The following is a 13816-nucleotide window of genomic DNA, read 5'->3' as shown; positions in this document are numbered from 1 at the left end:
CTGCACGTGGATGTGGCCCGGGACGGGCGCCTTGGAAGAGAGCCTCAACGGGGTGACCGGTGGGCGTCGTAGGGCGACGGTTTTCCCTGGCGCGACCCGGAGGCGGCGTTACACGTCGGGGATGTCGGCTTTGGCCCGGACGAGCGTCTCGCGGCTGACGATCACGATGCGCTCATAGTCCGCGCGCGCCGCGTCGGCGGGCAGCTCACTCTCGAGCACAGCTGTTGCCTCGGTCCCGATGACGGCGAAATTGCCGTCGCTTAGCTCGAAGATGTCCGGGCAGGTATCGCCGGACAGACTGCCTCTTTCACGTGGGGACGCACCGATGCGACGCACGATCTTCAAGTTCCCTGTCCTCGTGTCTAGATGGTGAGGGCCCCGCGGGTCCTCACACAGCTGAACGGTCGAGGGCGGGGCCGGAAAGGGTCGAAGCCCTAGAGAGCGGGGACAGGGTATCTGCACTTTGTTACCGGCCCTGACAGGCTCGCTGTCGCCGGAGGTCGCTCAGGCGGCCGTGGGCCGACCGGACGCACCCGCCGGTCGGCCTCGCCTGTGCCGGCGCTCGGGTCAACTAGCCCTCTTCCGAGGGCGGTTCGCCCACCACCCACCATTCGTCGGTGTCGGCCTCGTCCAGATCGCGGATGAGTCCGTCCACCATTCGGCCGACGCGGGCCTCCTGTGAGGTGTCCTCCAGGCTGGCGCGGTGATCGTGGTGGGAGTGCCAGTAGTCGCGAAAGATCTCGTTGCGGCAGATGACCCGGAGATGCCCGTGCAGCTCCTCCCAATTGACGACCCCAACGCGGTAGGCGAGCAGGGCGTTGGTGTACATCGCGTGGGCGAACAGGTACTGGCGCCTCTGGGTGGGGGACTCGACCTGGACGGTGCTGTAGACGGAGGCCAGGTCGGGGTCCTCCATGGCCTGGCTGAGCAGGTAGAACTGCATGCGCTGCTGCTCCGTCAGCATGGCCTGCCGACTGTCGCTCCGCTCGGCGCGCAGACGCCGTTCCTCGTAGCGGAGCTGCTGGGCGGCCAGCGCCGTGAGCGCCCCCGCGGCGAAAGCGAGTCCCGCGGTGGCCGCGGAGCCCCATCCCCGTGCTCCAAAACTCTGTGTGACCATGTCAACCCCCGAATCAGGCGACCGTCCGCCGGTCGTCGGGTGCGGGTCGACAGGGAGCGGACCGGCGAGCGGTGGGCGGCGCGCTTGCCGCCCCCCAGTTTTGCCGAGCGGCTCTGATCGGCAGGGAGGCGGAGAGGAGGCGCACGGAGGGAAGTGCGGGTCGCGTTTCCCGGCGCCATGCCGTACGTGTGCCCCGCGAGCGCCGCTAACAATCGTTCACTTAGCTGGGTTTACTCCCGCTCGTATCCTGGGTCGGCATTGATTCCTCGTACGAGCGCCGGTCCCTGCGCCGCCCTCGTACACGAGCCGGTCACGAGCCGGTGCACGCGTCGGTGGGAAAGAGGTCGTCCGTTGAGCAGCCAGCCCAGTCCGCTCGGTGAGCCCGGTCCGCAGCAGATTCCGGTCGTCGTCCTGGCCGGTTTCCTCGGCTCAGGCAAGACCACCCTGCTCAACCATCTGCTGCACCGCAGCGGGGGCAGCAGGATCGGGGCCGTGGTCAACGACTTCGGGGCCATCGAGATCGATGCGATGGCGGTGGCGGGCGCGCTGGGGGACTCCACCGTCTCGCTCGGCAACGGCTGTCTGTGCTGCGCCGTCGACGCGAGCGAACTCGACGTCTATCTGGAGCGGCTCGCTCACCCCTCCGCCGGCATCGATGTCATCGTCATCGAGGCGAGCGGGCTGGCGGAGCCGCAGGAGCTGGTGCGCATGGTGCTGGCCAGTGAGAACCCGCGGATCGTGTACGGAGGGCTCGTCGAGGTCGTCGATGCCGCCGAGTTCGACGCCACGCGCGAGAAGCATCCCGAGATCGAGCGGCACCTGGGCATCGCCGACCTCGTCGTCGTCAACAAGGTCGACCGGGTGGCCGACGGCGAGCGCGTGCTCCGTGCGGTCAGGGGCCTCGTCGACCGCGCCGCCGTCGTCCCCGCCGCGTACGGCCGCGTCGATCCCGAGTTCCTGTTCGACTGCAGGCCGAGCGAGGAGCGCGTCGGGCAGCTGTCCTTCGACGACCTCCACTGGCACGACGGCAGCGATCCGCAGGATCATGATGGGAGAGATCCTCACGACCACCACGGCCACCTGCACTCCGCCTACGAAACGCTCTCCTTCGTCTGCGAAGTCCCTCTCGCCCCGCGCCGGTTGATGGAGTTCCTCGACAGCAGGCCGGAGGGGCTCTACCGCATCAAGGGGTACGTCGACTTCGGCGCCCACGACCACGGCAACCGGTACGCCGTACACGCCGTCGGTCGGTTCCTGCGCTTCTATCCGGAGCCCTGGGGCGCCGGCGCGGAGCGGCTGACTCAGCTCGTCCTCATCGGGTCGGGCATCGACACCGCCGCCCTAGGCAAGGAGCTGGAGGCATGCAAAGAGGACGCCCCACACGCCGACGAGCACAGCATGTGGGGCGTCCTCCGCTACGTCCAGGAACGCGCGGCCCAGCCTGATGCGGACCCGGACCCGGACCCTGACCTGGACCCGGCCCCCGCCCCGGACCCGGAAGGCTGACCCGGGGCTACATCGGCCCGGCCACCACCGCCACCGTCTTCGCCAGGGACACGCCCGAGCCGTCGCGGCGCGGATCCATCTCGGGCAGCTCGGCCGGTGTGCCGTTCTTCTGTGCGGCCCGCGCCGGCACGGGACCGGCCCAGCCCAGCGAGAGACAGTCCTCGCCCTTCAGGAACCGCTGGCAGCGCACGCCTCCCGTGGCCCGGCCCTTGCGCGGGTACTGGTCGAACGGGGTGAGCTTGGCCGTCGTCTGGACCGAGTCGTCCAGGGTGCCGCGCGAGCCCGCCACCGTGAACACCACCGCGTCCACCGCCGGGTCGACGGCGGTGAAGGAGATCACCTTGGCACCCTCGGTGAGCTTGATGCCCGCCATGCCGCCGGCCGGGCGGCCCTGCGGGCGGACCTGCGAGGCCTGGTAGCGCAGCAACTGGGCGTCGTCCGTGATGAAGACGAGGTCCTCCTCGCCGGTGCGCAGCTCGACCGCGCCGACGATCCGGTCACCGTCCTTGAGGGTGATGACCTCCAACTCGTCCTTGTTCGAGGGGTAGTCGGGCACCACACGCTTGACGACGCCCTGCTCGGTGCCGAGCGCCAGGCCCGGTGAGGACTCGTCGAGCGTCGTCAGGCAGATCACCGTCTCGTCCGCCTCCAGGGAGGACAGGAACTCCGAAATCGGCGCGCCTCCGGAGAGGTTGGGCGCCGACGCCGTCTCCGGCAGCTGCGGCAGGTCGATGACGTTGAGGCGCAGCAGGCGGCCCGAGGAGATGACCGCGCCGACCTCACCGCGGGCCGTCGCGGGCACCGCGGAGACGATCAGGTCGTGCTTGGTGCGTGTGGCGTCCTCGACCTCCCCGAAGGGGTCCCCGTTGGCCGTACGGGCCAGCAGCCCCGTCGACGACAGGAGCACCCGGCACGGGTCGTCCGCCACCTGCAGCGGGACCGACGCCACGGGGGCGCCCGCCGACTCCAGGAGTACCGTGCGCCGGTCGGTGCCGAACTTCTTGGCGACCGCGGCCAGTTCGCCCGAGACGAGCTTGCGCAGCTCGGAGTCCGAGTCGAGGATGCCGGTCAGCTCGTCGATCTCGCCGTTGAGCCGGTCGCGCTCCGACTCCAGCTCCATGCGGTCGAACTTGGTCAGTCGGCGCAGCGGCGTGTCCAGGATGTACTGCGTCTGGATCTCGCTCAGCGAGAAGTGCTCGATCAGCCGCTCCTTGGCCTGCGCCGAGTTCTCGCTGGAGCGGATGAGGCGGATGACCTCGTCGATGTCCAGAAGGGCGACGAGGAGGCCCTCGACCAGGTGCAGCCGGTCGCGCTTCTTGCCGCGCCGGAACTCCGACCGCCGCCGTACGACCTCGAAGCGGTGGTCGAGATAGACCTCCAGGAGCTCCTTGAGGCCCAGCGTGAGCGGCTGGCCGTCGACCAGTGCCACGTTGTTGATGCCGAAGGACTCCTCCATCGGCGTCAGCTTGTAGAGCTGCTCCAGGACCGCTTCCGGCACGAAGCCGTTCTTGATCTCGATGACCAGACGCAGGCCGTGCGCGCGGTCCGTGAGGTCCTTGACGTCGGCGATGCCCTGGAGCTTCTTGGCGCCGACCAGGTCCTTGATCTTGGCGATCACCTTCTCCGGGCCGACGGTGAAGGGCAGTTCGGTGACGATCAGGCCCTTGCGGCGCGCCGTCACGTTGTCCACGGCCACCGTGGCGCGGATCTTGAAGGTGCCGCGGCCCGTCTCGTACGCGTCGCGGATCCCGGTGAGGCCGACGATCCGGCCGCCCGTGGGCAGGTCGGGGCCCGGGACGAAGCGCATCAGCGTCTCGAGGTCCGCGGCCGGGTAGCGGATCAGGTGCCGGGCGGCGGCGATGACCTCGCCGAGGTTGTGCGGCGGCATGTTCGTCGCCATGCCGACGGCGATGCCCGACGAGCCGTTCACCAGGAGATTCGGGAACGCGGCCGGCAGCGCCACCGGCTCCTGTTCCTGGCCGTCGTAGTTGGGCGTGAAGTCGACCGTGTCCTCGTCGATGGACTCGGTCATCAGGGACGTCGCGTCGGCCATCCGGGCCTCGGTGTACCGCATGGCGGCCGGCGGGTCGTCGTTGCCGAGGGAGCCGAAGTTGCCGTGGCCGTCGACCAGCGGCAGGCGCATCGAGAAGGGCTGGGCCAGGCGCACCAGCGCGTCGTAGATCGACGCGTCGCCGTGCGGGTGGAGCTTGCCCATGACCTCGCCGACGACGCGGGCGCACTTCACATAGCCGCGGTCGGGGCGCAGGCCCATCTCGTTCATCTGGTAGACGATGCGGCGGTGCACGGGCTTGAGGCCGTCACGGGCGTCCGGCAGGGCTCGGGAGTAGATGACCGAGTACGCGTACTCGAGGAAGGAGCCCTGCATCTCGTCGACAACGTCAATGTCGAGGATGCGCTCCTCGAAGTCGTCGGGCGGCGGGGTCTTCGTGCTGCGGCGGGCCATCGCTGCTGCGGCTCCTTCACAGTCTCTGCCGGGGCATGAACGGGATCTGACGCGGACCATTGTGGACCGAGCCACTGACAACGCCGACCGCGACCCGTCCGTACGGGCCTGGCGGAGCATGTTTCGGCGCGCCCCGGGCGACGCTCTGAGCGAACGGGAAACCCGCTCCGTCCCGACGCGAGTCTCGCTGTGGGCGTACGCGGTGCGGGAACTTCGCCAGGGGTCGGCGCGCTTGCATACAGTGGCAGGACCGGCAGGGATTCTGCAGTTTCAACGAAAGCTTCCGCCACCGAAGGGACGTACATGCCCATGGGTCACACGGCCACAGCTGAGGCAGGCTCCGGCGGCCTGACAGCGACCGAGCACCGTCTGGCCAACGGCCTGCGCGTGGTGCTCTCCGAGGACCACCTGACCCCGGTCGCGGCGGTGTGCCTCTGGTACGACGTCGGCTCCCGTCACGAGGTCAAGGGCCGCACCGGCCTGGCCCACCTCTTCGAGCACCTGATGTTCCAGGGCTCGAAGCAGGTGCACGGCAACGGTCACTTCGAACTCGTCCAGGGCGCGGGCGGTTCGCTGAACGGCACGACCAGCTTCGAGCGCACCAACTACTTCGAGACCATGCCCACCCACCAGCTCGAGCTCGCCCTCTGGCTGGAGGCCGACCGCATGGGCTCGCTGCTCGCCGCGCTCGACGACGACTCCATGGAGAACCAGCGCGACGTCGTCAAGAACGAGCGCCGCCAGCGGTACGACAACGTTCCCTACGGGACGGCCTTCGAGAAGCTCACCGCCCTGGCGTACCCGGAGGGGCACCCCTACCACCACACCCCCATCGGGTCGATGGCGGACCTGGACGCGGCCACTCTCGAGGATGCGCGCGCCTTCTTCCGCACGTACTACGCGCCCAACAACGCCGTCCTGTCGGTCGTCGGTGACATCGACCCCGAGCAGACGCTCGCCTGGATCGAGAAGTACTTCGGCTCGGTGCAGGGGCACGACGGCAAGCCCGCGCCGCGCAGCGGAGCGCTGCCGGACGTCATCGGCGAGCAGCTGCGCGAGGTCGTCGTCGAAGAGGTCCCGGCGCGCGCCCTGATGGCCGCCTACCGGCTCCCGGAGGACGGCACGCGCGCGTGCGACGCGGCCGACCTGGCGCTGACCGTGCTCGGCGGCGGCGAGTCGTCCCGCCTCTACAACCGGCTCGTGCGCCGCGACCGCACCGCCGTAGCGGCCGGGTTCGGCCTGCTGCGCCTGGCCGGAGCACCCTCCCTGGGATGGCTCGACGTGAAGACGTCCGGTGACGTCGAGGTCCCGGTCATCGAGGCCGCCGTCGACGAGGAGCTCGCCCGGTTCGCCGAGGAGGGCCCCACCGCCGAGGAAATGGAGCGCGCCCAGGCCCAGTTGGAGCGCGAGTGGCTGGACCGCCTCGGCACGGTCGCGGGCCGCGCCGACGAACTGTGCCGGTACGCCGTCCTGTTCGGCGACCCGCAGCTCGCCCTGACCGCCGTGCAGCGGGTCCTGGACGTCACGGCCGAGGAGGTCCAGGAAGCCGCCAAGGCCCGTCTGCGCCCCGACAACCGCGCGGTGCTCGTCTACGAGCCGATCGCCGCCGAGGACACCGACGCGACCGCCGCTGAAGACACCGACGAGGAGGCGGCGAAGTGACCGAGCTCGCCACGATGGACTTCCACCCCCAGCCGCAGGCGGGCGAGCCCAAGCCCTGGGCCTTCCCCGCCCCCGAGCGCGACACGCTCGGTAACGGCCTGACCGTGCTGCGCTGCCACCGCCCCGGCCAGCAGGTCGTCGCCGTCGAGGTGATCCTCGACGCTCCGCTGGACGCCGAACCGGCCGGCCTCGACGGCGTCGCCACGATCATGGCGAGGGCCTTCTCCGAAGGCACCGACAAGCACTCCGCCGAGGAGTTCGCCGCCGAGCTGGAGCGCTGCGGCGCCACGCTCGACGCGCACGCCGACCACCCCGGCGTACGCCTGTCGCTCGAAGTCCCCGTCTCGCGCCTCCCCAAGGCTCTCGGTCTGGTCGCCGACGCCCTCAGGGCACCGGCGTTCGCGGACAGCGAGGTCGAGCGGCTGGTGCGCAACCGGCTCGACGAGATCCCGCACGAGAGCGCCAACCCGGCCCGCCGCGCCGCCAAGGAGCTCTCCAAGCAACTGTTCCCGGCGACCGCCCGTATGTCGCGCCCGCGCCAGGGCACCGAGGAGACGGTCACGGCCATCGACTCGGCCGCCGTACGCGCCTTCTACGAGAAGCATGTGCGCCCCGCCACGGCCACGGCCGTCGTCGTCGGCGATCTCACGGGTACGGACCTCGACGCGCTGCTCGCCGACACCCTCGGCTCCTGGACCGGTTCGACCGCCGAGCCGCGTCCCGTGCCGCCGGTGACCGCCGACGACGCCGGCCGCGTGATCATCGTGGACCGCCCCGGCGCCGTCCAGACGCAGCTGCTCATCGGCCGCGTCGGAGCCGACAGGCACGACCGCGTCTGGCCCGCCCAGGTGCTCGGGACGTACTGCCTCGGCGGCACCCTCACCTCCCGCCTGGACCGGGTCCTGCGCGAGGAAAAGGGATACACCTACGGTGTACGGGCGTTCGGTCAGGTACTGCGCTCCGCCGCGGACGGCACGGGCGCCGCGATGCTCGCGATCAGCGGCTCCGTCGACACGCCGAACACCGGCCCCGCGCTCGACGACCTCTGGAAGGTGCTGCGCACCCTGGCGGCCGAAGGCCTGACGGACGCCGAGCGCGACGTCGCCGTGCAGAACCTGGTGGGCGTCGCGCCCCTCAAGTTCGAGACCGCGGCGGCCGTCGCGAGCACGCTCGCCGACCAGGTCGAGCAGTTCCTGCCGGACGACTTCCAGGCCACGCTGTACCAGCAGCTCGCCGCGACGGGCACCGTGGAGGCCACCGCGGCCGCCGTGAACGCCTTCCCGGTGGACCGCCTGGTGACCGTCCTCGTGGGCGATGCCGCGCAGATCGAGGAGCCCGTCAAGGCGCTCGGCATCGGCGAAGTGAGCGTCGTATCTGCGGAGTAGCAGTGGAGAAGTAGCGGAGAAGTAGCGGAGTAGAAGCCGCACAGTCGGACATAAGGGCATGACCCCATGGGGGCCCAGGTGGCGAAAGAGTCACCTGGGCCCCCATTTGTCCATATTGATTGGGAGTTGATGGGGAGGTTGCCTGTCTGCCCTGTGGCATGCGCTACAAATGCCGTGATCCGTTTGTCGATTGAAAGACGTCCCCCTTAGCGTCGGTCCGGCTGTTCGTCAGGCAGTGCGCCGCGTCCGCGGCACCGGACAGTCATCGCCGAGTCCCCGTACGGCGCGAGCCAGGGGAGCCGGGGACCCATACGTAGTCCCTGGGGTGAATCGGACGCCCTTCGCGCAGCGAAGGGGGCCCGTAGGAGACCTTCCTGCTCCGAACCCGTCAGCTAACCCGGTAGGCGAGAAGGAAGGAAAGGACCAGCCACTTCATGGCGTTCACCCGCGCCACCGGGAAGCACCGTCGCCCGAGCCGAGTGAAGCGCACGACCACGCATGCCGTGGGCGTCGCCGCACTCACCACCACCGGTGTCATCGGCACTCTGGCCGCCCCGGCGTTCGCCGCGGACACCTCCGTCGAGGAGACGGGGCTGACCCAGGCCATCACCATCGGCGACTCGCTCGCCGACCAGATCGACGCACAGGCCGCCGCCCAGCAGCACGCCGCCGACGAGGCGGTCGCGCTGAAGAAGGCCCAGGAGGCCGCGCAGAAGCGTGCCGCCGAGAAGGCCAAGGAGGAGCGCGAGGCCAAGGCCCGCGCCGCCCGGGCCGCCGAGCGCAAGCGCCTCAACAGCTTCGTCCTGCCGATCACCGGCTCGTACATCTCCACCGGCTACAAGACCGGCGGCAGCCTCTGGTCCTCCGGCAGTCACACCGGCGTCGACTTCCACGCCGCCTCCGGCACGTCCGTGCACGCCGTCGGCTCCGGCACCGTCGTCGAGGCCGGCTGGGGCGGCGCCTACGGCAACAACGTGGTCATCAAGATGAACGACGGCACGTACACCCAGTACGGCCACCTGTCGTCCATCGGCGTCTCCGTCGGCCAGGCGGTCACCCCGGGCCAGCAGATAGGCCTCTCGGGCTCCACCGGCAACACCACCGGGCCGCACCTCCACTTCGAGGCCCGCACGACCGCTGAGTACGGCTCGGACATCGACCCCGTCGCCTACCTCCGCTCGCACGGCCTGAACGTCTGACGACCCGCTTCACCGCGTCATCGCTTCTCCGCACCGCTTCCGAAGCCCCGGTTCACCGAGCCGGGGCTTCGTCGCTTCGAACGGCCGTCTGTCCAAAAAATATCCATGGATTCCGGCCCGCCATCGGAAATTCCCGCCATCTGCAATAGAGTCACTGAACAAGCGTCAATCGATGGCGTTTCACGGGGATTAAAGCGGAGGTCCGGTCATGCGTATTCCGGCGCACTCGGTATGCACGGCGATCCGTGACGACATCATCGCGGGTGTCTACGAACGAGGCGGCCGGCTCACCGAGGAACTGCTCGCACGCCGCTACGGCGTCTCGCGCGTCCCCGTCCGCGAGGCCCTGCGCACGCTGGAGGCGGAGGGCTTCGTCGTGACGCGCCGGCACGCGGGCGCGTGCGTCGCGGAGCCGACCGAGCTGGAGGCCTCCGACCTGCTGGAGATGCGCATGCTGCTGGAGCCGCTGGGCGCCGCCAGGGCCGCGCAGCGGCGCACCGAGGCCCACCTCAAGGTGCTGCGAGGCCTGGTCAGGTTGGGTCAGGAGCGCGCCAGGAGGGGCCACAGCGAGGATCTGCGCTCGTTGGGCGGTTGGTTCCACGAGACGCTCGCGCAGGCCTCCGGAAGCCCCGCGCTGACCTCCACGCTGGCCCAGCTGCGGCACAAGATCGCCTGGATGTACGCGGTCGAGGTGCCGGCCAACCCCGCGGAGTCCTGGGGTGAGCATGGCGCGATCGTGGACGCCGTCGCGCGCGGCGACAGTGAGCGCGCCCGGTCGATCACGGCACTGCACACCGAGCGCGCCACGGCCGCGCACCGGCTTCGCTTTCCCGGCACGGGAGAGCGCCCGGAGCGTGTGAGGACTTCGCAACATCCCGTAAACATGACGAGCCTGCGTCATTAACAGAAGCACCGTATACAAAGAGGGATATTCGGCGGTGTGCTATTTCCGCTGCCCCTATTTCAGCGTGCCCGGAATTCTCGTGCGATCCATTTCCGTGCCTGTGTGAGACGGTGCACGAAAGGCCGTGCACTCAACGTAAGGCGTGAAAAACGGCGGAGCCGCGCCACCCGGAGAGGGTGGCGCGGCTCCGCCGTACGGTGTCCGAACTTCTCAGACGGTCTCGGGAAGCTCCTCGAGCCCCTCGGCGACCAGCTTCGCCAGACGGTCGAGGGCGGCGTCCGCACCCTCGGCGTCCGACGCGAGGACGATCTCCTCGCCGCCCTGGGCGCCCAGCCCGAGGACCGCGAGCATGGAGGCCGCGTTGACGGGGTTGCCGTCGGCCTTGGCGATCGTCACGGGGACCCCGGAGGCCGTGGCCGCCCGGACGAAGATGGAGGCGGGGCGGGCATGAAGGCCCTCGGCCCACCCGACGTTGACGCGGCGCTCAGCCATGTGATGCTGCCCTTCAGATGTCTCAGGGTTGTCTAGACCATTATCCCATACGGTGAAGCGTGCCCGGCGCGGCCCCGGGTCCCGGCTCGGGACCGGCTTGCGCCCCTCGGCCGCCCATGCTGCCCCATAGCCTGCCTCGCGCCGTTGTCGGACGCGAGCCGTACTCTGGGGCCCATGCAGACCTCGTCGGACCGGCACGAGTACCCCGCCCACTGGGAAGCCGACGTGGTGCTGCGCGACGGCGGCACCGCGCGCATCAGGCCCATCACCGTCGACGACGCCGAGCGCCTGGTCAGCTTCTACGAGCAGGTCTCCGACGAGTCGAAGTACTACCGCTTCTTCGCGCCGTACCCACGACTGTCCGCCAAGGACGTCCACCGCTTCACGCACCACGACTTTGTGGACCGGGTGGGTCTCGCGGCCACGGTCGGCGGCGAGTTCATCGCCACCGTACGCTATGACCGTATTAATCCCGATGGCCTGCCCGCCTCCTCGCCCGCCGACGAGGCCGAGGTCGCCTTCCTCGTGCAGGACGCCCACCAGGGCCGCGGTGTCGCCTCAGCCCTGCTCGAACACGTGGCGGCCGTCGCGCGCGAGCGCGGCATCCGGCGCTTCGCCGCCGAGGTGCTGCCCGCCAACAACAAGATGATCAAGGTGTTCACGGACGCCGGGTACACACAGAAGCGCAGCTTCGAGGACGGCGTCGTCCGCCTGGAGTTCGACCTGGAGCCCACCGACCGGTCGCTGGCCGTGCAGCGCGCGCGGGAGCAGCGCGCCGAGGCGCGGTCCGTGCAACGGCTGCTCGCACCCGGCTCGGTCGCCGTCATCGGCGCGGGCCGCACACCCGGCGGGGTGGGGCGCAGCGTCCTCGACAATCTGCGGGACGCCGGGTTCACCGGCCGTCTGTACGCCGTGAACAGGGCTGTTCAGGACAAGGAACTCGACGGCGTCCCCGCGTACCGCTCCGTCAGGGACATCCCCGAGCCCGTCGACCTCGCCGTCGTCGCCGTCCCCGAGCCGCTCGTGCCCGAGGTCGTCGCGGAGTGCGGCGAGCACGGTGTGCAGGGGCTCGTGGTCGTCTCCGCCGGATACGCCGAGAGCGGTCGGGCCGGGCGCGAACGCCAGCGCGAACTCGTGCGCCAGGCCCGTACGTACGGCATGCGCATCATCGGCCCCAACGCCTTCGGCGTCATCAACACGTCCCCCGACGTGCGGCTCAACGCCTCCCTGGCGCCCGAGATGCCGCGCCCCGGGCGGATCGGCCTCTTCGCGCAGTCCGGCGCGATCGGCATCGCCCTGCTCTCCCGGCTGCACCGGCGCGGCGGCGGCGTCACCGGGGTGACGGGTGTGTCGACCTTCGTCTCCTCGGGAAACCGGGCGGACGTGTCCGGCAACGACGTCGTCCAGTACTGGTACGACGACCCGGACACCGACGTCGCGCTGATGTACCTCGAATCCATCGGCAACCCCCGCAAGTTCACCCGGCTCGCACGGCGGACGGCCGCCTCGAAGCCGCTGGTCGTGGTCCAGGGAGCGCGGCACGGGGGAGCGGCCCCCCAGGGGCATGCCGTACAGGCCACCCGCCTCCCGCACGCGACGGTCTCGGCGCTGCTGCGGCAGGCCGGGGTCATCCGGGTGGACACGATCACCGAACTCGTCGACGCCGGTCTGCTGCTGGCCCGCCAGCCGCTCCCCGCCGGGCCCCGCGTGGCGATCCTCGGGAACTCCGAGTCACTGGGCCTGCTCACCTACGACGCCTGCCTCGCCCAGGGGCTGCGACCGCTGTCGCCGCTGGACCTGACGACGGCGGCCTCGGCCGAGGACTTCCACGCGGCGGTGTCGCGGGCGCTGGCCGACGACGCGTGCGACGCGGTCGTCGTCACCGCGATCCCCGCCCTGGGGGAGACGTCCGTGGCCGACGAGGCCCTCGCGGAAGCGCTCCGCTCCGCCGCGGCCGCGGCCCCCGCCAAGCCCGTGCTCGTGGTGCACGTGGAACTCGGCGGCCTCGCGGAGGCACTCTCCGCCGCTGCCAGCACTGCACCCCGGGCCGACGCGACGGCACCCGGCGTCGCCGGCGGTGCCCGCCCGTTCCGCCTTGAGGAACGCCTGCCCACCGAGGAAGCCGCTCCGGAAGACGCCCGCCTCATCCCCGCTTACCCCGCCGCCGAGCGTGCCGTCCGTGCGCTCGGTGAAGCCGTGAAGTACGCCCAGTGGCGGCGCGAGGCCGCCGAGCCCGGCAAGGTGCCCGAGTACGAGGACATCGACGAGAAGGGCGCCGCCGCCCTGATCGACTCACTGCTCGCACAGGGGCAGGGGCTGACGCTCGGCCCGGAGGACGCCTGCGAGCTGCTCGGGCGGTACGGCATCGACGTACGCCGTGCCCTGCCCGCGCCCACCCCCGACGACGCCGTGGCCGCCGCGCGCACCCTCGGCTACCCCGTGGCCCTCAAGACCACTGCCCCGCACCTGCGCCACCGCGCCGACCTCGGCGGCGTTCGCCTGGATCTGGCGGACGAGGAGCAACTGCGGCGCGCGTACGCCGAATTGACCAGCCTCTTCGGGAAGCCCGAGGAGCTGCGCCCGGTCGTGCAGGCGATGGCGCCGCGCGGTGTCGACACGGTCGTCCGCACGGTGATCGACCCGGCGGCCGGAGCGGTGCTCTCCTTCGGGCTCGCCGGGGCCGCCTCCGAGCTGCTCGGGGATACGGCGCACCGCCTGATCCCGGTCACCGACCGGGACGCGACCTCGCTGGTCCGATCGATCCGGACGGCACCGCTCCTCTTCGGCTGGCGCGGCTCGGCACCGGTGGACACCGCCGCGCTCGAAGAGCTGATGCTGCGGGTGTCGCGGCTCGTCGACGACCATCCGGAGGTCGTCGCCGTCTCCCTGGAGCCCGTGGTCGTGGCCCCGCACGGCCTGAGCGTGCTCGGCGCGACCGTGCGGCTGGCGCGTGCGCCCGTCCGCGACGACCTGGGGCCGCGCACGCTCCCGGCGTATTGAACAGATGTTCGCGGCGTGCCGATCACTCCGATCGCGTCTGATCAGTCCACGACAGAGAGCGCGAGCGGTGCCTCGCAGTCAGTGCAC

10 protein-coding genes and 1 riboswitch are annotated in these 13816 nt (G+C 70.6%); of the genes, 6 read left to right on the top strand and 4 right to left on the bottom strand.

Features of this window, described 5'->3' with window-relative positions; translation table 11 throughout:
* Nucleotides 1-108: 108 nt before the first annotated feature.
* Both AB5J56_RS12605 and AB5J56_RS12600 read right to left on the bottom strand, forming a co-directional pair.
* Nucleotides 109-345 carry a hypothetical protein gene (locus AB5J56_RS12605; protein WP_369232795.1) on the bottom strand — a complete coding sequence of 79 codons (237 nt, stop codon included), beginning with the start codon at nucleotides 343-345 and terminating at the stop codon, nucleotides 109-111.
* Nucleotides 346-571: 226 nt separating this feature from the next.
* Nucleotides 572-1117: a DUF6082 family protein gene (locus AB5J56_RS12600; protein ID WP_369232794.1), complete on the bottom strand. Its 546-nt coding sequence runs from the start codon at nucleotides 1115-1117 to the stop codon at nucleotides 572-574.
* Nucleotides 1118-1468: 351 nt separating this feature from the next.
* Between AB5J56_RS12600 and AB5J56_RS12595 the strand changes: the two genes are divergently transcribed.
* A complete protein-coding gene (locus AB5J56_RS12595; RefSeq protein WP_369232793.1) occupies nucleotides 1469-2623 on the top strand; it encodes a GTP-binding protein in 1155 nt (384 codons plus the stop codon).
* Nucleotides 2624-2630: 7 nt separating this feature from the next.
* Here the strand turns inward: AB5J56_RS12595 and AB5J56_RS12590 are convergent, their stop codons facing one another.
* Complete coding sequence (locus AB5J56_RS12590; protein WP_369232792.1) at nucleotides 2631-5087, bottom strand: DNA topoisomerase (ATP-hydrolyzing) subunit A; 2457 nt, start codon at nucleotides 5085-5087, stop codon at nucleotides 2631-2633.
* Between the two features lie 309 nt (nucleotides 5088-5396).
* Here AB5J56_RS12590 and AB5J56_RS12585 point away from each other — a divergent pair, with 309 nt between their 5' ends.
* From AB5J56_RS12585 to AB5J56_RS12570, 4 genes are all read left to right on the top strand, one after another.
* Nucleotides 5397-6749 carry a M16 family metallopeptidase gene (locus tag AB5J56_RS12585; RefSeq protein ID WP_369242512.1) on the top strand — a complete coding sequence of 451 codons (1353 nt, stop codon included), beginning with the start codon at nucleotides 5397-5399 and terminating at the stop codon, nucleotides 6747-6749.
* Entirely contained in the window at nucleotides 6746-8134 is a 1389-nt protein-coding gene (locus AB5J56_RS12580; protein WP_369232791.1) for a M16 family metallopeptidase, read from the top strand. The genes AB5J56_RS12585 and AB5J56_RS12580 overlap by 4 nt, the downstream gene beginning before the upstream one ends.
* A gap of 256 nt (nucleotides 8135-8390) precedes the next feature.
* Nucleotides 8391-8556, top strand: a riboswitch (cyclic di-AMP (ydaO/yuaA leader).
* Nucleotides 8557-8568: 12 nt separating this feature from the next.
* Nucleotides 8569-9333 carry a M23 family metallopeptidase gene (locus AB5J56_RS12575; protein WP_369232790.1) on the top strand — a complete coding sequence of 255 codons (765 nt, stop codon included), beginning with the start codon at nucleotides 8569-8571 and terminating at the stop codon, nucleotides 9331-9333.
* 208 nt (nucleotides 9334-9541) lie between these two features.
* Entirely contained in the window at nucleotides 9542-10237 is a 696-nt protein-coding gene (locus AB5J56_RS12570) for a GntR family transcriptional regulator (protein ID WP_369232789.1), read from the top strand.
* A gap of 210 nt (nucleotides 10238-10447) precedes the next feature.
* Here the strand turns inward: AB5J56_RS12570 and AB5J56_RS12565 are convergent, their stop codons facing one another.
* On the bottom strand, nucleotides 10448-10729 hold the full coding sequence (locus AB5J56_RS12565) for an HPr family phosphocarrier protein (protein WP_003981826.1): 282 nt from the start codon (nucleotides 10727-10729) through the stop codon (nucleotides 10448-10450).
* Between the two features lie 174 nt (nucleotides 10730-10903).
* Here AB5J56_RS12565 and AB5J56_RS12560 point away from each other — a divergent pair, with 174 nt between their 5' ends.
* Nucleotides 10904-13729, top strand: a complete 2826-nt coding sequence (locus AB5J56_RS12560) for a GNAT family N-acetyltransferase (RefSeq protein ID WP_369232788.1) — start codon at nucleotides 10904-10906, stop codon at nucleotides 13727-13729.
* Nucleotides 13730-13816 lie beyond the last annotated feature (87 nt).

This window comes from Streptomyces sp. R21 (assembly GCF_041051975.1).
Taxonomy (GTDB): domain Bacteria; phylum Actinomycetota; class Actinomycetes; order Streptomycetales; family Streptomycetaceae; genus Streptomyces.
Note: the sequence above shows the minus strand (reverse complement) of the source record. Positions and strands in the feature narration are given on the sequence as shown.